Here is a 19,967-nt window from a genome sequence, read left to right as displayed (position 1 = left end):
ACGCTGAGTGCTCACGTCGTGAACATCTCAAGGCGCACCGTGGTCCCCTCGACGGTGACCTTGCGGACCACGCGGCGGCCGTCGACGAGCCGGTCGTCCTCCATGACGCCGGGAGCGAAGTTCGACCCTTCGAGCAGCTTGGGCACGTCCTCCGACGGCAGGGTGAGGACGACGACGTACCTCGAGTCGATGCCGCGGTCGTACTGCGTCTCCAGCACCTTGCAGCTGGCGGGCATCGAGATCCCGCCGAACCGGAAGGCGTCTTCCGGTTTCGGGCTTGGCGGGGTCGTCGCGCAGCCGGCCAGAAGGAGTGCGAGGACCGCGAGCAGGGTTTTCACCTAACGTGAGACGCACGGTGGACGTAAGCATTCCGTCACACTCGGACGGGGATGACAGGGGCGGTGCGACACGTTGTACTGGGTGTCAACGACCGAAGGAGATCTACAGTGACGGAAAAGGCTGTTCTCGCGGGCGGCTGTTTCTGGGGCATGCAGGACCTGTTCCGCCGGCACCCCGGGGTCGTCTCCACCAGGGTCGGCTACACCGGCGGCGACGTGCCGAACGCGACCTACCGCAACCACGGCTCCCACGCCGAAGGCATCGAGATCGTCTTCGACCCGGCGCAGCTGTCGTACCGGCAGATCCTGGAGTTCTTTTTCCAGATCCACGATCCGACGACCCGTAACCGCCAGGGCAACGACATCGGCACGAGCTACCGGTCGGCGATCTTCTACACCGACGACAAGCAGAAGCAGGTCGCCGAACAGACGATCGCCGACGTCGACGCCTCGGGCAAGTGGCCGGGCAAGGTCGTCACCGAGGTGACCCAGGCCGGTGACTTCTGGGAGGCCGAACCGGAGCACCAGGACTACCTGGAGCGCATCCCGAACGGCTACACCTGCCACTACGTGCGGCCGGAATGGCAGCTCGGCGAGCGCTGATCGTGCCCTGACCTGCCCTGAGCCCGGCTTCAGGGCAGGTCGGGACCCGGATGCTCCGCGGCGAACCGGTCAGCGCTGCCCTCGGCGGCGGGTGCGTTGTCGGCGAGCCACTCAACCGCGCGAAGCTTTGCGCGGTTGTCGCTGAAGGAGTTCCAGACGGGAACAAGGTGGGGGTATCGGTCGTGCAACTCGTTCCTGAAACGGCGGAAGGCACCCTTGCCGCGGAGTGTCCTTGATAGCCGTTCGCCGGCTCGTTCGTCGCCGATACCCGCCGTGAAGTCGACCATGTCCTGGAACCAGACAGAGGATGGCAAAGGCTCGATGACGATCAGATCCACGTCGTCGAGGTCGATGGGAGTCCGGCCGTCGATCCCGCCGTCTTGTGTCCACAAGCCCATCTCGCCGGTCCGCGGGTCGACCAGGTGAAAGTGCTCGTAGTCGGTCTGGTCCTGCAGGGCCATCGCGATGGCCCCGAGGTCGAACTTGTCCAAGCCGAGCATGTGGGCAAGTCTATCGGCGCGCGGCGAGGCGCTGGTTGGTCTCGTCGAGATTGAAGTGCGCAGGGTCGAATTGGTCCGGGTCGTCGAGACCGAGCCAGTCGACTACGTCTCGGTGTTCCTTGTGGCCGGGATCGCCGAGGATCTGGATCAGCCGGGCGTACCCTCCCGTTCCGCCGACGTCCTCCGGCGGGCAAGCCCCTTCGCCCGCGACACAGCGCGGATAACGCTCATCGGACGTGGCGACCGTGGCTTCCTCGATGAGAATCTCGTGGTCCCAGCTGTCGCCGAAGTCGTAGTTGTACACGAGGCGGCCGCCGGGCTTCACCAGGTCGTTCAGCCACACTTTGCGTTCGTCGCGGTACTGCAGTTCAGGCTCGGCCTCGCCGTAGTAGGTCTTCCCATCGAGAAAGTAGTGCAGGTGGTAGTTCTCCCAGCCCATCGCGGCCTGGATGACGATGTGCAGCCGGTCGAGCGGGATGGCCGCCGGAACCACCACCCGTCGCCACACCGGAAGACCCTCGATTTCCAGCAGAGTGATTTTCGCCTGGTAGATCGGATCTCCGGCTTCCGGCTCGCCCAAGATCCGTCGCATACCCGACCTGCCGAGTTCGGTCAGCTCGGCCGATTCGTCCCGGAGGGTCACCGCTCCCAATCGCTGTAGGACCTCGAGCGTTTTCTTGGTGTCGCGGTCATTCGTGCTCCGCAACATCTCAAGCTGGAGTTCGGTGAGATCTTCCAACACGTAAGGTGCGCTCACGACATCCCAGACCGTCGCGCACAAGCTCGCGATTGCGACAGCACCGTCCGCGCCATACAACGACGCCAACACGGCGCGGGTGCCGTGCGCGAACTCCGGGCGCAGCAATGACTCGCCGAATCCCGAGTGCAGGAACGCCTCGCCCAGCTTGTCGAACCCGGTGAACAACGCGAACCACAGCTTCTGCGGGTCATCGAGAAGGACCTGATTCTTCTTCACCGGCACCAGCCGTTGCCCGGTCTTGCGGACCAGCCGCGCCGCCTTGGCGCACTCCACGACGAGCATCAGGTTGAGCAGCCGCTCGCTCGACCTGGTCCGGTACACGTGGCTGCCGATGGTCTGCTCGAGCACGTCACCGGTCTTCAACAACGGCACCAGCGCTTTGGCGTCAGCCAAGGTGAGACGCCCGGTCTGGGTGAGTTTCCGTCCTGCGCCCACCCATTCGGTGAACGCGCGCACCTGCTCGACCAGCTCGGACTTCACCGCGAGATCCATGCCACCCCTTCCAGGCTTTCCAGGAGTCTAGGTGCGCTGGTACAGGTCACCCAGTCCCGCTTTGATCTGCTCCGGCGCCATGCTTCGTCGCTGGTAGACGTACTGCGCCGCCGCCAGTGGCGCGAGCAGCGCGTCGGCCCTGAAATGCGCGTCCGCTTCCGGCTCGATTTCGCTGATCAAAGCGACCAGGTGACTGTGGTGCAGCCGGTACGCGCCCGTGACGAACCGCGCCATCGGCGTCTCCGTCTCCGCGACCATCAGCAGTTCGCCGTGCGTCTCGAGCCTGTCGACGTACGCGTCCATGAACGCCTTCAGCCTTTGGGTCGCGGGTGCCCCCGGCCCGAGCGGCGGCGGCCCGCTGATGAACGCTTCCTGGAACTCGCGCTCGTTCTCGTCGAGCAATGCCTGTGCTAAGGCGCCCTTGTCCGGGAACCGTCGATACACGGTGCCGATCCCGACGCCCGCCTCCGCCGCGACCTCGTCCAACGCGAGCCCGTCGATTCCTTTGGCCGCCACAAGCCTGGCCGCCGCGTGGACGATCTTCTGCCGGTTGCGAGCCGCGTCCGCCCGCTCTGGAGTCCCGGCTCCTGCGATGGGAAGCACTCGGCAAGCCTAACCGGTGGACAAGTGGAACTTTCTCCAGTTAACTAAGTGGAGGAACTTCCACTTAAGGAGATTTGGATGTCTGTCGAACACTTCACGAGCGATGACGCTTCGACCTGGTTCCAGCGGCTCGACCAGCGGATCTTCCTGGCCGACGTCCTCGCGCAGGACAGTGGCGCGGCCATGTCCGTCGGCTTCGCCCGTTACGGGAAAGGCGAGAAGAACCCGTGGAAGATGACCTACGACGAGGCCCTCGTCATCACTTCCGGCACTTTCACCGTCGAGGGCCCTTCGGGTTCGGTGACGGCTCGGGCAGGCGAGGTGATCTATCTGCGGGCTGGAACCGAGGTGGTCTACGTGGCCGATGAGGACACGGAACTGGTCTATGTCACCTATCCGCATTGGCTGGCAGCTACGGAGTCTTCAGTCGAAGCCCATCGCCTCGAAGATTTCCACGAGGCCTAGCGAAGATCCTCCAACAAGGCGGGAAGGACGAGTTCCTCTTCGATGCGCACTCCGCGTCGCTCCAGCGCCGGCCGCAGGTCCGGATCCCAGATCGCGTCCGCCGGCCTTCCCGCCAGCGGGCCGCCTGCCGTGGTCGTCGCGGAGTACGCCGAAGCATCGAAACGCCAGGGCATCCACGGAATCCGGTCGCGCAGGGTGTTTCCGATCCGGATACCGCCCCAGTCGAAGTCGCCGTGATACCGGAAAGAGGCACCGTCCGCCGCGAGCAGATCGAGGAGACGCCACACCGCGGCAGACGGCTGGCCGTTCACGCAGACGAGAGGAGGGCAGCCAGGTCCCAGCTCATCGGCTGCGGAGGCGAGGACGATCGGGTTTTCGCAGACCGACACCATCCCGGCTCCGACGCCGAGCCCCGCGGTGTTCAACTGGCGTAGCGTCAGGACACACGGTTCGCCGATTTCCTTCGCCAGCGCCAGCATGCGGCCGGTCGCCGTCTCCGTGTCACCGGGTAGACCGAGGCACAGCACGGACGAGGACAGATCGTCACGGTGTACGCCCACCGCCGCCCAGGAAGTTCGCCGTTCGCCCGCTGTTCCGTCTCCGGCCGGTGGGCGGCCGCGGAGGGCTCTCGCTGCCGAGAGGACGAGCGTCGCCAGGGGGCGCCCGTCGTCCAAGCCGTGAGCGTCGCCGGTGGTCTCCGCCGCGAGCCTGCCCAGCGCGATGCCCTGCGACGGCAACTCGGCGAGAACCTCGACCACTGCAGTGATCAACGCCGAAGCGTGCTCCGGTTCGGAAGCCAACCTCCGGACCATGCCGGTGGAGTCCAACCACGCGCGCCACGTCGCCAGCATCGGACGTCGCGCGACCAGTTCGTCCAGTGGCCCGAAAGCCGCCGTCCAGGCCGCGGCTTCGGTTGCCCGGTCCGGCACAGTTCCGATCAGCAGCCTCGTCGCGTCGGCGAGCCCGTCGGGGGCCGAACCACTGCGGCGAAGCACAGCGTCGACTTCGTCGAGTGAAACGCTCAGGGAGGTACCGGTACCCGCCCGCCTGCCGAGCAACCGTTCGATGGCCCTGCGCTGGTCATGCGTCGCCGAATTGAGTGTGACTACTCCGCTCAACGGCCTGCCGGCGACCATCCGCCGGCGCAAGCGGTCGAGCAGCCACGCCGTTTCTTCGCCGCCCAGGAGCCTGCGGAGCCGATCCGGATCGGCCATCAGGCGCCCGGTACGTAGGGAAGCGGCCGTTGCCGCTGGACACGCTCGCGCCCGTCCCAGCGCCAAGGGGTCACGAGAACGGCGTCGATTCCGTCGCGCCGAGTGAGTTGTGCGATGGTCAGCCCCGGCACCTGCGGGTAGCAGCCCCATTCGCGTTCGCTGGTCATCACGACGTCGAGATCGAATGCGGCGAGCAGGCCGAGGCACTTGGCCCGTGAATCGTCGTCGACGCCTGCGAACGCTTCGTCGAGCGCGACCAGACGTGGCGTGTGGGGATTGGCCGAAGACGAGTAGAAGGAGGAGGCCGCGGCGAAAAGCGGAACCGACGCGGCGAGCACCCGTTCACCGCCGGACGCCGGTCCGGTCGCCGACCGCCACTGGCCATCCTGGTAGCGCTGAATGGCGAACTCGTGCCAAGATCGATAATCCAGCGCGCGAGTCAGTTGTTCGACCCAGCCGCCGGCCGCGTCTTCGGCGTGCTCGCGGTTGATCTGCTCCTGCAGGAACCCGCCGACGGCGGTCCGGTCCTCGGCACTCCAGGCGTCCGCGGTCTGCCGCAACAACCGGTCTCGTACTCGATCGAGCCCATCAGGCGCCGTTCGCGAAGTACGCCACTGCAACCGTAGACGCATTCCGGTCGACGTCGGCCGGGCTTCGAGGTCGGTGTTGATGGACCGGACCTGATCCTCGGCGTTCCCGATCAATTCTTGCAGCGTGCCCGCGACTTCGTTGATGAGGTGGTTCTCGAGGATCTCGCGTTCTTTCGCCGAAAGCAGGTTCGCTCGTTGCTCGTTCTCCATCTCCAAAGCGGTCACCAACGTCGGAATGTCCTGGGTGCGCCCTTGGAACAGCACATCGACGACGATGATTCCGTCTCGTAGGGTCATACCGACCGAGTGGCCGTGCCTGGACAGCGCGTCGGTCAGCAGTTTGTGCTCGGCCGACACCTTCTGCTGAACCAATTCCCACGGCCGGTCCGCGTCGTCCACGCCGTCCAGCGCGGCGTTGATCGCCCGCGCGAGAGCGACGGCCGGATTGGGAGCCCACTCCTTCTCCGGGGCGGGGAAATCCAATTCGGGAACGGCTGTTGCCAACAGCCCTGTCGCCGCGAAGGCCCGCAGCTCACTGATGGCCTGATCACGCCCGGCCACGGCGGTCGAGATCGAATCGCGAAGCTTCTCACGTCGTCCGATCGCCGTGCCTCGGTCTTGGTGCAAGACCCGTTCTTCTTCTCGCACCCGCTTCTCGCGGGCGTCCCGTTCGTCCGATTCCCTCGCGACCGCAGCCAGCTTCCGATAGAGCTCCTCGACTCCCGCGCCCGCGGTCTCCACCAGTACGCGATGGCGTTCGGCCGCGGTTTCGGCTTCAGCGCGGGCTTCGGCGGCCGACTCTCGCGCTTCGTCGTGGCGTTCGGCGGCATCCCGCTTCTCGTGTTCGGCCTTGGCCGAATCCGCTTTCGCCCGAGCCAGCGCCCGCGCCGCGGGCCAGAGCCCGGCAAGGGCCACCCGGTAGTCGCCGACTGCCTTGTGGACGCGGGCCAGATCCTCGGGGTCCGTTGGCAGACCGACATCACCGGCGAATTCGATGGCCTTGCCGCGAGACCGCTCGGCTTCGTCGGCACACTCGGCGGAAACTCCGACAGCTTCGTCGAGGCGGCCGTCGATCCGGCGCTTCTCCTTGTGCTCGCCGACGAGCACGGAGTGGGCCTCGCGGAGATCGGTGTCTTCCGGCTGGGCTCGGTGTTCCGCGGTGAGGGCGGTCCGCTGAGCGGCCAGGCCGTCCGCGGCTTCCGCCAGCTCGGCAAGGTGCCGAGACATCCGGTCGCCCGCATCCCGCAGCTGCTGGATCCGTTCCCTGCGCGCGGCTTCCCGAGCACCTTCACCCAGGTAAGCCGCTGCGTCCTTGTGCCATGCCCCGGTCAGCACGCCGATGGCGAACCTGCCGTCCACCGCGACCCACGTGTCCGCGCCAGGACCGAGACCGATCGCACGCAAGACCGCGTTCACCACATCGTCGGTCAGGGCCGAGGCCTGAGGGTCGGCCCGATCCACCGCCGGCGCGAGCACAGCGGTGAGGCCTCCTGACGGCGCGGCCTCACCGGGTTCGATGATCACGTCGCCGGTCCGCGTGCTGTGCAGTTCACCTTCCGGGGATACCCAAGCGTCCAGAACGCCAGAGGCCTCCAACGCCGCTTCGAGCCCAGCACGGTGCTGCTCGTTGACGCCGGGGACGAAATCCACGACTTTCCATAGTGGAGCACCAGGACGGCCGGTTCGTGTGTCTTCGTCACGTGTATAGGGCCTTGGCGGAGCGTCGTGCCCGCCCGCTTCCAGTCGTGCGATCTCGTCGTTGATCGCTTGCCGTTCGGTTTCCGCTGCTGTTCGTTCGGCATCGAGGGTGGCTTGCCTCCGAGCGAGCTCGGCGGTCGCCAGCAGCACGGCCTCCTCGACGGCCGATGCCGCAGGATTGACGCCGATGAGCGTCTCAGTCCACGCGTCGAGGGTGTCGAGCGCTTCGTCCATATCGGACAGTACGAACTGTTCGGTGCTCGCCAGGTAGGACCGGTAACTGTCGACAAGGGCCGCACCGTGCCGGGCGACACTCTCCTCGGCCGCGGTGATCCGCTCGGCGGCGCTCTGCTGCTCAGCGGTGATCCGGTCGACACTTGCCCGCGCGGAACGCAATGCTGCCTCGGCCTGCGTCGCGGCATTGAGCAACCGTTGAAGCTGATCGACCGCCTTGGTCCGCCGTTCGATGATCACCTGCCCGGCTCGCTCGTCTTCGTCGGCGATGAGCGCGGAATGTTCATCGGTCAGGTAGGCGGCATCGGCGGCCTCGTACGCGATCTCTTTGGCCTGCTCCAAAATCTCCGCATCGGCGTCGGCCGTCCGCTGAGCCGTCTCGGCTTGCTCCTCACGGAGGCGCAGGTTGCCGGCGGCCGACAACAGGTCGCGCTCCCGCAAGTTCGCGAACTCACGGAGCCTGGCGGCTTCCTTCCCCACTTGTTTCAGTGTTTCGGCGTCCCGCATTTCGGGGCTGCTCTGCAGTGCGGCACGGCGCGTATCCAGCTGGGCTTTCGTGGCCGCCAGTTCATCGAGAAGTCTCTGGGTCTCGTTGAGCGCCAGTGTCGCTTGCTCGTATGCGGCCTCGGCTTCACCCAACTCACGTCCGAGCTTTTCGTAAACGCTGTGCGTATGGCGAACTGGTGCCGCACGTCGTTTGGCCGCGATTCGGGAGTAACGCCGGTAATGTGCGAGGAACTGATCGGCCGCCGTCTTCGCCTCCGCCAGGGCGTGTAAGGTTTCCCGCTCCTCGTCCAGGCCACGGAATGCTTCCGCGACCGTGGCCACCAAGGCCGGGTCGAGCGGCGGGAGTGCCTCGGTGAGCGCCCGGGACAGCAGTTTCTCGTCCGGCTTCTTCGACAGCTGCGGTTGCCGTAGCTGGATCAGCAGATTGACGAGGGCTTCGTAGCGGTGGCTTCCCAGCCCGAAGAGCGCTTCGTCCACTGCGCGTCGGTAGTCTGACGCGGTGTCGTACACCAGGCCATGCCCGACGACGGCGTCCTTGAGCTTCTCCCTGGTCAAGGCCACCCGGGTCGGGCTCACCAGGGAAAGGTCCTGTCCGACGCGCTGGTCGGTGACAAAGAACCAGTGCTTGGCGATTCCACGCCCGGCGACGGCCTTGAGACCACAGCCGAGTGTTCGATACTCGGCGCTCCCGTCGGGAAGGGCACGACCGAATTCCAGCCAGGTATAGCCAAGGCGTTCATTATGTGGATGCTTCCCGCCGAGCAGCAGGTTCCATTCCATGCGTTTGTTGCGATCCCCGTCGGGCTCCACCCGGTGTGCCGAGAGTTCGCCGTCGAGGAGGAACGGCAGGGTCAGCGCGAGGACCTTGGATTTTCCGGTTCCATTGTTGCCGCGTAACAGCAGACGGCCGTCGTGGAAGTGGAACTCTTCGAGGTCGTAGTAGAACAGGTCGACAAGGCCTGCCCGGAGCGGTTGCCAGCGGGCCTTGTCCGGGACGGGCAAGGTCACTTCCCGGTCTTCCTCTCGCGGATGGTGGGCGCGTCGAGCCGGTAACGCCCGATCGCGGGCAGCGCGCGCACCATCGGTGGATCCCCGACGGAATCCTCGACGAGCCGTAGGGCACGCAGCTTGTGCAACGCGATGGCGAGGAGTTCCTCGTCAGCGCCTTCGTCGGTGACCCCGCGGCGCCAATAGGAGGCATGGTCACGGGCGATCTTCCTGACGTACGCCAGCATTCGCTCGATCGGTACCGGGCCGTTCCGCGCAGCGAGGTACTCGGCGACGAGCAAGGTGGCGTGGCCATCGGTGCGCTGCTCCGGCATGCGCACATCGGTCAAGTCGTCGTCGGGATCGACCATCGCGATGCCCTCCGCGCGGACCTCGGCGATCAGCCCGGTGGCGGCCTCGATCCGGTGCGTCAACGCATGCCGCTGGCCGGTCAGGTACGCCCGTTCATCGTCGGCCAGCTCGTCGTAGTAGACCACAGGATCGTCGAGGAGGCGGCGGGTCAGGCGGTGGCGCAGCGCCCGATTGCGCAGGTCATCGGTGTCGGCGACAGGCTCGTGGGCGAGCTCTTCGAGCCTGGTTTCGAAATCGGCGGCATTGATCGTCGAAGGGCCCCGTGTGCTGGTCAAGAGCGTGGCCAGCACCCGGCGCTGCACGTCGTACAAGACGTCTCCGTTGTCGCTCAAATAAGCGTCTTCCTCACCGGCGACACGTTCGAGGACACCCCAGGAGAGCAGTAATCTGACCGCGGCGACGAGATCCGAACGCTCGTCCCGCCGGCTCATCGTGAAGGACACGCCCGCGTCGACGAGTTCGGGTTCGCCCGCGGCGGTGAGTACGCCTTCAGCGAGTCGGCCGAGGGTGATCTGCGCGTCGGCTCGCTCCAAGACGGCCAGCGCCAAGCAGAGCAAGACGTACCTGCGGCGGCCGAAAGGTGGTTTGCCCTTGCCGTCTCTCGCTGGATGAGTCTGGTCGGTCAACGTCGGCGCGGTCTTGAACAGGCGCGCGGATTCAGCACTGACCAGCAGCCGCCAGCCCGTCTCGGTGGCCAGCCAGTCACGCAGCTCCGGCGCGTGGCGTCGGACCAGCCGCAGTACTTCGTCGTCCGTTCCGGCTGTCAACAGCGGCTTGGCAAGGAGCGCCCGCAGGGCTTTCCGCTTCTGGGCGACGGTTTCCTCGCCAAGCACGGTCACGCGATCGCCTCCTCCCGGCCGTTCCCGATCAAGTCGATGATCTCGATCAGATGTTCCGGACCGTGCAGGATCCCATCTTCGGTGTGGATGCTCACCGTTCCTCCGCCGCGTACGAGAGTCAAGCGAACCTCCATCGTGCCGTCACTCGTGGTGGTCCGGACTTCGTGATCGCCAGGAGCGCGCGCCGACAGCGCGTCGCCGAGGAGACCGAGGAAGAGCCGGAATGCCCGCGCATCGAGCTCGCCCAGAGCCGATAGACGCGTGGGCCCTGGTGTCGCCAGCCGCTCACGTGCGGCGGCGACCTGCTCGGCTTCGAGAACCGCCTGCTCGGCCAGGATTCGACGCTGCTCCGCGCGGTCCGCGACCCGGTTGGGCTGGCCGCGCCGCTCGTAGGATCCCGTCCTGCGCAACTGCGGGCTGATGCGCACTCCGGCCGCTTCCCGCCACGGCGTACTCGGTGCGGGTTGCTCTTCCTCCCACGCGGCAACGGTTTCGTTGTCGACGGTGAGGTGTCGCGCGGAACTGAGCCCGAACGCCGTCCGCCACAAGCGATGCGCCGCATTGTCGTCCGGTGCCTCCGCGAACCAGCGAGCCAAAGTCCGGAAGTCGGCCGAGCGGTCGGAACGTCCGGAACGGCGTTCGTTGAGCGCGGCCACCGTGTCGATGAGCTGCGTGATCGCCGTGACCGCGGCTCCGCGCAGCAGGCGCGCCTGTGACTGATGCCGAGAGTCGGCCGAAACGAACCAGTCGTGCAGTCCACGCCAGCGGTTTCGCCAAATTTCGTAACGGCTTTCGACGGCGGTCGCGTTCTCGTGGTCGTCAGGTGCGACATCGGCGGCTTCGCGTTTCGCCGCCACCATGAGGATGTCCCTGACGCCGACTTGCTCGATCTTGCCCAGAAGGGTGGCGATCTCCGCACCCCGGTTGGCGAGATCCGCGATGAAGCGGTTGACGTAGTCGATCAGCCGCTGCTTGTAGGCGACGAACGCCTCCACGTCCCCGTCGGCGAAATCGATGACACGGCGTAGCGATGCCATGAACGCCTGCGCGTTGTCGGCCAGACCGGTGAACCGCTCGGCGAGCGCGAGCAACAGCAGATGCACCTTCGCCGGGTCGAGCTCCCGTGCCCCGGCCAGCTCCACAAGCGCTCGCAACTGCGCGGCGATGTCCTCCAGCGCCACGGACTGCAGCGATCCGCGGCGGCCCAGGGCCTGGTCGTAGACCGCGAGCGCTTCCTCGGCGGCCTGGCCGGCGGCCGTGAGCTGGTACAGGTACCGGGCACGATGGAAGTCGGCGACACTGGTCACCCGGCTCGTATCCGGATCGGCCCGCAGGTTGTCCCAGTCGACGAGCTTGTCCAGCGCGTCCGCGACCTGCTCGACATCACCCGATCGGCCCAAGTCCGCCGCGACGTCCTCCGGCCGCATGTGAACGATGAATCGGTCCCTCGCCCGCGCGAACGTCAACAGGACGTCGCGATAGAGCGCCGCGTTCGGCGCACTGAGGTGCGCGAACGGTTGAGGCTCCAGGTCGTCGGTCACGATCCCATTATGAGGAGGGCACCGACAGTTTCGATCGCACCCCTCATGGCGCCTGGTCAGCACGCAATTGCCGCCGACGGCGGGGCGACTTGCCGTTCGGTCATCTCGGCCGCGGAAGTAAGCTTCACGGCGAGTTCTCGGGCCTCGGCGGGTGTCATGTACCAGCCATGGTTGGTTTCACCCTTCCCGCACCAGATACGTGGCTCGATTTCGCGCACGCCCTGCAGAAGGTGCACGGTCGCGTACTCGGGTTGGTATGACAGGCCGTTCCCCATTTTGTCGCCGCCTTCCAGCACAAGAGGGACATTGCCCGTCCACTCGGACATGTGCTGGCGGTTTTGGCCGCGATCGTCATCGCTGTGCCACCCGGAGTTACACCACCAGGGGCATGGCTGGGTCAGCCAGAATACGGAATCCGTGCATATGCGCGCGTGCTCATCCGCGCAAACGACGAGGTCCGCGCCATCGAGGCTCTGTGGGCTGAGCGGGACACGTCCGCAGCGGGCGCAGGTGCTCCCTCTCTTCTGCGCCTCACTCAACGTGGCGATCTCTACCGGTGGGAAATTCGAGTTGCTCATGAAGGCGGCTCCTGCGTAGCTGCTTCGGATGAATACATGAACCGCATGTCATGCTGCGGAACTACCTGTTTTCAGGTATCCGGCGAGATGCCGGGTGGCGGAGTCCAGCTGGCACGACACCTGGTAGCGGCTGATGCCAAGACGTTCCGCGGCCGCTGACCGCTCGTCATGGTCCAGAAGCACATCGGACACCAAATCCGCTTGTGCCGGTGTCACCGCGCCCTCGAGCATCGCGCCGGCGAGGACAAGATCCGGATGTCCCGCGGCCGAACTCGCGGTGGCTATGGTGTCGTTGAGCTCGGACCGGGACATCGCGAGCCGAGTCTCGCGATTGCAGGCTTCGTGCGCGCGGCGGAACGCTGCCCAGTAAAGCTGCCCGTACACCTTCTGAGCTGCAGCGTCCGCGACGTCGAGTGCTTGCAGGAACCCTTCGAGGATCTCGGAATCCAGGTCGTTTCGCTCGCCCGGATAGCGAGACCTGAGCTTGCTGCCGATGTGCTTCAGACCGGGCATCATCATGGCGGCCGCCACGACGGTCCACGGTTCAGGCGTCGCGTGCGCCCGCCCGACCAAGTCTCGCCAGACGGCGTTCTTGGTGACCCAGCTCGTCTGCCTCTTGAGCAGCAGCACTCGCACCTCGTCGATGGGTTTCACTTCGGCGGGCAGACCGCAACCGAGCGCGGCGCAGTCAAGCGTCAGCGCTCGCGGGCCGGCGGCCAACGCCAGGAACTGCCGCTCGATCACGTCCAAGTCCGACGGGGAGTAGGTCATTATGGGCCTTTCGGGTTCGGCGGAAATCTCACTCCCCAAATCGCCTCCGTGGGCACCATATGCAAATGATTCACTGGATCGGTGGCATGCCGGTTCTTGCAAAGTGAGAATCTCCGGGTCGACGCCAGGTGGCTGGCGTCAACTTCGCTGCGGCGCACGAGCGGAACCCGACCAATCAGCACATCCCGGTGGCCATGAACCAGCACAACAACGAAGTCGGCCGCGCGATCGCCCGGGCCAACCCGGACGCCAGCCCCGAGGAGATGGCGAACCTGGTCGAACAGGCGGTCAAGGACGGCAAAATGGTGGTCATCGACAAGAACGACACACTGGTATCGTCCGACGAATCGCCTCCTGGCGAGACCCGCGAAACCAAGAACAAGCCTTGGCCCACGGACGATCCGGGGCGCAACGACGACCACGACCCCGGCGAACCGTCGGCGACTCCGGACCAATACTGACCATGCGCTTGATAGTGACTCTGCTCGCCCTGCTCGCCCTCGTGGCGGCCTGCGGCACGAGCATCCCAGAAGTGACGGTGGAATTCGACGAAGGTCTCGAAAAAACGATCGGAGATCTCGCCAGGACAGGCGGCTCGCGGCCGCTCAAGGAACTGGCGTCCGGCGATTGGACCTCGGTACAGATCCTCACCGGCCCCGCTTCAGGCGCGCGAATCGAACGCGAGCTCGGCAGGCCCGTCACGGTCGAGGGCGATGGCACGCACAGTGGGGACTACGTCCAGGACGGCAATCTGCTGGTGTTCGACCGCGACGGCGCCACTACGCGGATGGTCAGCCTCGGCACTCTCGCCGCCCTCGGTGAGGGTAAGTACCGGGCCGATGTGGTGCTGCGGGCGCAGGGTGGCGCCATCACGATGACGGACCCGGACGGGCGCCCCGCAGGCTGATCAGGGCTATCGGGTCATCTCTTCCAAGAACGCTTGGGTCTCGGGATCGGTCGAATAGACGGCGGTGCCACGCATCCCACGGGTGAGCAGGACCTTGTAGGTGTTCTTGATCAGCGCACCGAAATGCAGTTCGTCGGCCCGTTTCACGGCACTGTCCTCCGAGTTCTGGCGCTGAGGAACCCACATGCCGTCGCGCCGAACGAGATCGGAGCCGAAGATGACTCCGGACCAGTCGTACTCGAATCCCTGCGCGGTGTAGATGCAGCCCACTTGCCCGAAGCCGCGTTCGTCAGTGGCCCAGTAGTTGGATTCCGGGACACCGGCCACGGCCTTGTTCCGCTCCGACTTCGCGTTCCACGGACGCTGCCAACCGCCGATCTTGACGTCGTCGACCAGCGCGCGGCCGTCCGGAGTCATCACCGGATCGCTCCAAGGCCAGCAGAAACCGGCGGCGAGCCGGGGCACTCCGCCGTGCAGTTCCTGTTGGTGCAGCACCCATGACTCGAGTGCTTGCGGCGATGCGGCACTCGACACCGTGATGCCCGCGTCCAGAGGGCCCGCGAGCTTGCTCCATGGGACAGGTGGTTCGACGTTCTGCCCCAGGCCCAGCAGCCGGGCGACCCAAGTGTCGTAGGAGACAGAACCACCGCAGCGCAACTGATCGTGCAGCCGGACGACCTCCACCTTGCATCCGAGTGACTCGGCAGCAGCGGAGATCTCGCGCAGAGAACCCATCTCGCCGGGCCGCACGATCTGATTCTCATCGAGCAGGAACACCGGCACGATGGCGACGTTGATCAGTTCGTCGATCTGGCGACCAGCGCGATCGCGCTGCTCCTTCTTCGTGTACTGCGTGACGCCTTTCTCGCGAATGCGGTGTGCTTCGTCGCAGATGAGGACGTCGAGTTCTCGCGGTTGACAGCCGACGTAGGTGTTGAAGTACTTGAACAAGCCCTGGACGCGTGTACTTCCACGACCGGCGTATTTCCGCATCGTCTGGGTGAAGGACTTGGAGCCGGTCGCGTGGTGGACGGCGAGGCCGCGGCGAGCCAAATCGCCGAGGAGACTCAACGCGATCACACTTTTTCCTGATCCGGGACCGCCCTCGACTATGACGACGGTACGAGTCTGGGCCGCGCGAGAACGTTCTACTGCCTGCATCACCAATTCGTAAGCGACCTTTTGTTCGTCAAGCAGGACGAACTGTTCGCGATCCCGGATCTCCGCGGCCGCCAACGTCAGCAGAGGTTTGGTCGGGCGGTGTGCGAAGCCGAGGAGTTCGTCACCCGCGGTGAGGTTGCTTCCTCGTTCCGCCGATTTGTCGAGTACGGCGTTGAATGCCTGCCGGAGGTCGGCCTTGTCGTCCATCGTGAACAGTCGCCCGTATTCGCTGACCCTGTACTGGAGGAGGTCGTCGATATCGGCACGGCGGGCGTTGTGCAGGTACGCGATCCCGTGGACTGCCTGGGGACGCTCGGCGAGCGCCGGAGTGTGGTCCACGAAGTACTGGCAGTACCCGCGCACTTGCTCGACCGGATGGAGGTGCAGACCGGGAAGGCCGGGGATGTTGAGCACCTGGGCAAGGTGGACTTCGGCCTTCGACCATTGCTTGAGCTCGACGAATACGAACGAGCTTTGCCCGGTACGGGGGTGAGTTCCGCACAGGACGACGTCCACACGTTGCCTACTATGGGGAAGCTGGTGCTCGAGGAGGACTTCGACGTCTTCGAGTCCCGCATCGATCAGGTCACTCAGCAGGACGGGAAGGCTCTTCTGCCAGGAGACGACCTCGCTCGTGCCTGCCCTGGTGCCGAGCACGTATCCGGACTGCTCACGCAGTCTCTGGTGCAGGCTGCCTGTCCGAGCCTCGACCAGAAGATCGGCTGCTCGGCCGCGTGCAAGTGCCACCTTGTCCCCTCCCCAGGGCGTGCGTCATCGACGTACGGATGGGGACAACAACGAGGTGACTCGGTGTCCGTCGGACCGTTCCCGTCCAGGTTAGTGGATCGCTGTCCCCGCTGCGGTTCACCGGGCCGGGGAGCGTTTCAGCTACAGATGGTTCGCACGACGCGCCAGCAGGCATCTCTACCCCCTGTTCGAGGCCAGGTCGTAGCTCACTAGTGTGAGCGCGCACGCTGGACTCTGACTAAGAGTGACTACGCGACGCTGCCTCGGGGGAGGACGTTTTGCCGGTGAGGAAGACCGCTGCCGAACTGCGGGTGGCGCTGGGCGAGGAAAGTTTCATAGCGACGCTCGCGATACATGCCAGGGTTGGCTACAGCGCTTCGACGAGGAGCGGTGAAGTCGGTTCGTGGCGGCGCAGTCTCCCGGTCCTCGCGGAGACTCTTTGTGGCATCGGGCTGGAGCATGTCGAAGTGTTTCTCGAGTATCGGCTCCCGTTCAGTCCCAAGCGAGTCGACGCGATTCTGTGTGGCGTGCATCCGGAGACGGGGCAACCGTCGTACGTACTGGTGGAACTGAAGCAATGGCGTCACATGGAGTTGGTGGGCGACGGGCTGGTCAAGACGTCGGATGACGATCCGCAGCCCGTCTTGCATCCGTCTGAACAGGTTCGGCGTTACTGTCGTCAGCTCCTTGACTTCACGCCTCAATTCGCGCGTGCGCCGCGACTGGTGAAGGGCATCGCCTATCTTCACGACGCCGTCTACGATCCGACCTGGAGAATGGACAAAACCAGTGCCGATGGTTTGGGTCGGCTCTTCGCGGCTGACACGAAGAAGGACCTGGCCAACTACCTCTGTTCCCTTCTTGACACTGACGCCGGTGCGGCCGCTGGTGCGCGAGATGCGGCGAACGCCCTCCTCTCTGCTCGGCACACCCCGGCTCGGAACCTGCTGACGACCGCTGCCGGAACCCTTGAAAAACGGGACGAGTTCGTCCTTCTCGACGAACAGCAGGTTGCCTACCAGTCGGTAATGGACGCTCTTGACGAGGCGGATTCCAAGGGGTCCTCAGGGGCTGAGAAGAAGGTGGTCGTCGTCAGTGGCGGCCCGGGTTCCGGGAAGAGCGCGATAGCGATAACCCTTCTTGCCAGCCTTGCTCGTCGTAGCAGGCGGGTCCTGCATGCGACAGGCTCGAAGGCGTTTACGGAGACGCTGCGAGCGACGGTTGCCGGAATCGATGATCGTCTCGAGGAGATGTTCAAGTATTTCAACCAATTCGGTTCGGATCGCGAGAACTCATTGGATGTGCTGCTCTGTGACGAGGCGCACCGGGTCCGTGGGCTTCCCGAACGTCCTCGTGCACGAGGACGAGAACAGATCGACCAGCTCATCGACGTGGCCAAGGTTCCCGTCTTCCTGCTCGACGAGCATCAGGTCGTGCGTCCCGGCGAGGTCGGCACCAGGAAGTACATCGTCGACATCGCGAACCTCAAAGGTCACGAGGTTCTCGACATCCGCCTCGACGGGCAGTTCCGGTGTGGCGGGTCGGACAAGTTCGACGAGTGGGTCACGCGCCTCATGTTTCTGAGCCCCGAGGAGCCGATCGTCTGGTCCGACCTGGTCCAGGGAAGCGATGACGAGTATGTGGTCGATGCGGCGGAGTCGCCTCAAGAACTTGAATCATGGCTCCGTCAGCAGTCGAACATGCGTGGTGGAAGCGCGAGGATGACGGCGGGGTTCTGCTGGGACTGGAGCGACCCCATCGAAGTCGACGGTACACGTCGTCTGGTTGACGACGTGAAGATCGATGAGTGGTCGCGACCGTGGAACGCCAAGCCCAAAGCGCCCGTTCCAGGTGTTCCGTCGTCGTCATTGTGGGCCTCCGACCCACGTGGTTTCGGTCAAGTCGGCTGTATTTACAGCGCCCAGGGTTTCGAATACGACTGGGCAGGCGTGATCTTTGGCGATGACCTGGTGATTCGTGACAGGCGATGGGTCTCGAACAGGAGGCCTTTGAAAGATCAGGCGGTGAAGAACGCCAAGGAGAGGGATTTCGACCGTTTGGTGCGGAACACGTACAAGGTGCTGCTGACTCGGGGAATGCAGGGAGTGTGCCTTTATTCGAAAGACCCGGCGACGAACCGGATACTTCGTAAATACGCGCGCTGAGCGCTCGCCGTCGTCGATCCAAGAGCGACTGGCAGGTTCGAGATCCGGGTGACCATGCCACGGCGGGTCTCAAGATCCGTTCCGGCCAGTGAGATCTCCGTGGGGTACTCGAAGTGCCCCCGGCAGGATTCGAACCTGCGACACCCGCTTTAGGAGAGCGGTGCTCTATCCCCTGAGCTACGAGGGCATGTACTGCCACGCGCAGCTTACCGTGTAGCCACGCGAGGGAGCACAGGAGGGCGTCGTCACATCGGAGCGCGCCAGCGGCCAGCCCGGTGAAAGCCCCGAATGCCCCGAACGGCGGTTGCCCAACAGGCCGCGAGAGGGCATGCGGCCAGGCCGAGACACTGGCCGTCTAGTGACACTCGACCTGCGGATCCGTCCCCGAGCAGCGACACTCTCCAGCAGGAGATCAGGGTCTGAATCGAGCGCTAGATCGACACAGATGACCCGCGAGGGTCACTCGTACGTGTCTGGTTTCGAAACCCTGAACAACAGTAGGTAATCTTCGTTAACGGGACGCGAGACGCCGCTCCCCCGGCTGCCGGAGGGCTTCGTTGATCAAGCTCATGTTCGCCGACGACGAGGAACTGGTCCGTTCGGGCCTGCGTGCCATGATGTCGGGCGCTGCCGATATCGAGATCGTGGGCGAGGCGAGCGACGGGAGATCAGCGGTCGAGGTCGCCCGGCGGTACCACCCTGACGTCGCGTTGCTCGACATCAAGATGCGGGCGCCTGACGACGGTATTCGCGCGCTCAGGGCCATCCTCGCCCTGCCGGATCCGCCGACCGTCGCCATGTTGACCACGTTCGACATCGACGACTACGTCAGTCTCGCGCTCAGGCTCGGGGCCAACGGCTTCCTGCTCAAGGACATCGACCCGGCGGCTCTCCTTCGGGCAGTGAGGGACCTCGCCAGGGGAGGCGCGGTGCTCGACCCCGGGGTCGCGGCGCGCATGGTCCAGTCGCATCGGGACGAGCAGCGGGCCGCGCAGCCGGCGCGCAAGCTGCTCGCGTCGCTGTCCGAGCGGGAGCGCGAGGTCGTCGGGCTGATCGGGCAGGGGCTGTCCAACGCGGAGATCGGCGGACGCCTGCACCTGTCCGAGGCCACGGTCAAGGGCTACGTCTCGGCCGTCCTGTCCAAGATCGGCGCGGCGAACCGGGTGCAGGCCGCGCTGCTGGCGTACCGCGGTGGCCTGCTCGACCAGTAATGATCCTCACCGCGCTCGAGTTCCTCGGCTTGATCGCGTTCGCCGCTTCGGGTGCGCTCGCGGCGGTGCGGTCCAGGTTGGACGTCTTCGGAGTCGTGGTCGTCGGGTTGACGACCGCGCTCGGCGGCGGGGTCATCCGTGACGTCCTGCTCGGGATCACGCCGCCCACGACCCTGCGGACCTGGCCCTATCTCGCGGTCTGCGGCGGGACGGCGCTGGTCGTGTTCGTCTTCCATCCGCAGATCGCGAAGCTGCGGCGCGCCGTGCTGCTCGCGGACGCGCTCGGGCTCGGGGTGTTCGCGACGGCGGGGACCACCATCGCGTTGAACGCGGGCGCCACTCCCTACGCGGCGTGCTTGATCGGCATGACGACGGGTATCGGAGGCGGCGCCGTGCGTGATCTTCTCCTGCGGGAAATCCCGCTCGTGCTGCGGAAGGAGATCTACGCGGTCGCGGCGCTCGCGGGGGCCGTACTCGTCGCGATCGGTCACTCTCTGCGACTGCCGCCGGGGGCGGTGACGGTGGTGGCAGCCGCCGCCGTGGTGGGGGTCCGGATGCTCGCTTTGTGGCGGAGATGGAACGCACCCGTTGCGAAAGGGCCCGAGACCGGCTGAAACGTCATCTGGACCGCCGGATTTCCTTTGTTGGTTCTGTGTGTGTTCTTAGGCGAGTCTCAGCACTCTG

18 protein-coding genes and 1 tRNA gene are annotated in these 19,967 nt (G+C 65.4%); 7 read left to right on the top strand and 12 right to left on the bottom strand.

Features of this window, described 5'->3' with window-relative positions; translation table 11 throughout:
• Positions 1-11: 11 nt before the first annotated feature.
• Entirely contained in the window at positions 12-338 is a 327-nt protein-coding gene (locus tag AC069I_RS13805) for a hypothetical protein (RefSeq protein ID WP_478265552.1), read from the bottom strand.
• A gap of 108 nt (positions 339-446) precedes the next feature.
• Here AC069I_RS13805 and msrA point away from each other — a divergent pair, with 108 nt between their 5' ends.
• Positions 447-941, top strand: a complete 495-nt coding sequence (gene msrA / locus AC069I_RS13800) for a peptide-methionine (S)-S-oxide reductase MsrA (protein WP_034305803.1) — start codon at positions 447-449, stop codon at positions 939-941.
• A gap of 29 nt (positions 942-970) precedes the next feature.
• On the opposite strand, the gene AC069I_RS13795 is transcribed toward msrA, so the two are convergent.
• From AC069I_RS13795 to AC069I_RS13785, 3 genes are read right to left on the bottom strand one after another with little or no spacing between them, the layout of a single operon-like run.
• A complete protein-coding gene (locus AC069I_RS13795) occupies positions 971-1,441 on the bottom strand; it encodes a UPF0158 family protein (protein WP_478265551.1) in 471 nt (156 codons plus the stop codon).
• Between the two features lie 10 nt (positions 1,442-1,451).
• A complete protein-coding gene (locus tag AC069I_RS13790; protein WP_478265550.1) occupies positions 1,452-2,693 on the bottom strand; it encodes a plasmid pRiA4b ORF-3 family protein in 1,242 nt (413 codons plus the stop codon).
• Between the two features lie 27 nt (positions 2,694-2,720).
• Complete coding sequence (locus AC069I_RS13785; RefSeq protein ID WP_478225392.1) at positions 2,721-3,296, bottom strand: TetR/AcrR family transcriptional regulator; 576 nt, start codon at positions 3,294-3,296, stop codon at positions 2,721-2,723.
• Positions 3,297-3,374: 78 nt separating this feature from the next.
• On the opposite strand from AC069I_RS13785, the gene AC069I_RS13780 reads away from it, so the two are divergent.
• Entirely contained in the window at positions 3,375-3,761 is a 387-nt protein-coding gene (locus AC069I_RS13780; RefSeq protein ID WP_478225393.1) for a cupin, read from the top strand.
• Here the strand turns inward: AC069I_RS13780 and AC069I_RS13775 are convergent.
• From AC069I_RS13775 to AC069I_RS13750, 6 genes are read right to left on the bottom strand one after another with little or no spacing between them, the layout of a single operon-like run.
• Entirely contained in the window at positions 3,758-4,975 is a 1,218-nt protein-coding gene (locus AC069I_RS13775) for a TIGR02679 family protein (RefSeq protein WP_478265549.1), read from the bottom strand. The two genes, AC069I_RS13780 and AC069I_RS13775, sit on opposite strands and share 4 nt — an antisense overlap.
• The gene (locus tag AC069I_RS13770) at positions 4,975-9,012 is read right to left on the bottom strand and encodes a TIGR02680 family protein (protein ID WP_478265548.1); all 4,038 of its coding nucleotides are present in this window, start codon (positions 9,010-9,012) and stop codon (positions 4,975-4,977) included. Before AC069I_RS13770 ends, AC069I_RS13775 begins: the two co-directional genes overlap by 1 nt.
• Entirely contained in the window at positions 9,009-10,202 is a 1,194-nt protein-coding gene (locus AC069I_RS13765; RefSeq protein WP_478265547.1) for a TIGR02678 family protein, read from the bottom strand. The genes AC069I_RS13770 and AC069I_RS13765 overlap by 4 nt, the downstream gene beginning before the upstream one ends.
• A complete protein-coding gene (locus AC069I_RS13760) occupies positions 10,199-11,743 on the bottom strand; it encodes a TIGR02677 family protein (RefSeq protein WP_478265546.1) in 1,545 nt (514 codons plus the stop codon). Before AC069I_RS13760 ends, AC069I_RS13765 begins: the two co-directional genes overlap by 4 nt.
• Before the next feature lie 56 nt (positions 11,744-11,799).
• The gene (locus AC069I_RS13755; protein ID WP_478265545.1) at positions 11,800-12,321 is read right to left on the bottom strand and encodes a DUF6907 domain-containing protein; all 522 of its coding nucleotides are present in this window, start codon (positions 12,319-12,321) and stop codon (positions 11,800-11,802) included.
• Positions 12,322-12,369: 48 nt separating this feature from the next.
• The gene (locus AC069I_RS13750) at positions 12,370-13,071 is read right to left on the bottom strand and encodes a hypothetical protein (protein ID WP_478265544.1); all 702 of its coding nucleotides are present in this window, start codon (positions 13,069-13,071) and stop codon (positions 12,370-12,372) included.
• 149 nt (positions 13,072-13,220) lie between these two features.
• On the opposite strand from AC069I_RS13750, the gene AC069I_RS13745 reads away from it, so the two are divergent.
• Both AC069I_RS13745 and AC069I_RS13740 read left to right on the top strand, forming a co-directional pair.
• Positions 13,221-13,553: a DUF6973 domain-containing protein gene (locus tag AC069I_RS13745; protein WP_478265543.1), complete on the top strand. Its 333-nt coding sequence runs from the start codon at positions 13,221-13,223 to the stop codon at positions 13,551-13,553.
• A gap of 2 nt (positions 13,554-13,555) precedes the next feature.
• Positions 13,556-13,999 carry a hypothetical protein gene (locus AC069I_RS13740; protein WP_478265542.1) on the top strand — a complete coding sequence of 148 codons (444 nt, stop codon included), beginning with the start codon at positions 13,556-13,558 and terminating at the stop codon, positions 13,997-13,999.
• Between the two features lie 6 nt (positions 14,000-14,005).
• Here the strand turns inward: AC069I_RS13740 and AC069I_RS13735 are convergent, their stop codons facing one another.
• Entirely contained in the window at positions 14,006-15,907 is a 1,902-nt protein-coding gene (locus tag AC069I_RS13735) for a DNA/RNA helicase domain-containing protein (RefSeq protein WP_478225402.1), read from the bottom strand.
• A gap of 284 nt (positions 15,908-16,191) precedes the next feature.
• Between AC069I_RS13735 and AC069I_RS13730 the strand changes: the two genes are divergently transcribed.
• Complete coding sequence (locus AC069I_RS13730) at positions 16,192-18,072, top strand: DNA/RNA helicase domain-containing protein (RefSeq protein ID WP_478225403.1); 1,881 nt, start codon at positions 16,192-16,194, stop codon at positions 18,070-18,072.
• A 114-nt stretch (positions 18,073-18,186) separates the two neighbouring features.
• On the opposite strand, the gene AC069I_RS13725 is transcribed toward AC069I_RS13730, so the two are convergent.
• Positions 18,187-18,259 (bottom strand) — tRNA-Arg (locus tag AC069I_RS13725).
• 370 nt (positions 18,260-18,629) lie between these two features.
• Here AC069I_RS13725 and AC069I_RS13720 point away from each other — a divergent pair.
• Together AC069I_RS13720 and AC069I_RS13715 are read left to right on the top strand one after the other, a co-directional pair.
• Positions 18,630-19,283: a response regulator gene (locus AC069I_RS13720; RefSeq protein ID WP_005155565.1), complete on the top strand. Its 654-nt coding sequence runs from the start codon at positions 18,630-18,632 to the stop codon at positions 19,281-19,283.
• Positions 19,283-19,897, top strand: coding sequence for a trimeric intracellular cation channel family protein (locus AC069I_RS13715; protein WP_478225404.1), 615 nt, complete (start codon positions 19,283-19,285; stop codon positions 19,895-19,897). The genes AC069I_RS13720 and AC069I_RS13715 overlap by 1 nt, the downstream gene beginning before the upstream one ends.
• Positions 19,898-19,967: the final 70 nt, after the last annotated feature.

The organism is Amycolatopsis sp. NPDC043885, assembly GCF_056435685.1.
Note: the sequence above shows the minus strand (reverse complement) of the source record. Positions and strands in the feature narration are given on the sequence as shown.

Excerpts from the sequence above, each read along its gene's own strand:
- AC069I_RS13755 (WP_478265545.1), bottom strand. The coding sequence starts at position 12,321 with ATGAGCAACTCGAATTTCCCACCGGTAGAGATCGCCACGTTGAGTGAG.
- AC069I_RS13715 (WP_478225404.1), top strand. The coding sequence starts at position 19,283 with ATGATCCTCACCGCGCTCGAGTTCCTCGGCTTGATCGCGTTCGCCGCT.
- AC069I_RS13740 (WP_478265542.1), top strand. The coding sequence starts at position 13,556 with ATGCGCTTGATAGTGACTCTGCTCGCCCTGCTCGCCCTCGTGGCGGCC.
- AC069I_RS13790 (WP_478265550.1), bottom strand. The coding sequence starts at position 2,693 with ATGGATCTCGCGGTGAAGTCCGAGCTGGTCGAGCAGGTGCGCGCGTTC.
- AC069I_RS13775 (WP_478265549.1), bottom strand. The coding sequence starts at position 4,975 with ATGGCCGATCCGGATCGGCTCCGCAGGCTCCTGGGCGGCGAAGAAACG.
- AC069I_RS13795 (WP_478265551.1), bottom strand. The coding sequence starts at position 1,441 with ATGCTCGGCTTGGACAAGTTCGACCTCGGGGCCATCGCGATGGCCCTG.
- AC069I_RS13780 (WP_478225393.1), top strand. The coding sequence starts at position 3,375 with ATGTCTGTCGAACACTTCACGAGCGATGACGCTTCGACCTGGTTCCAG.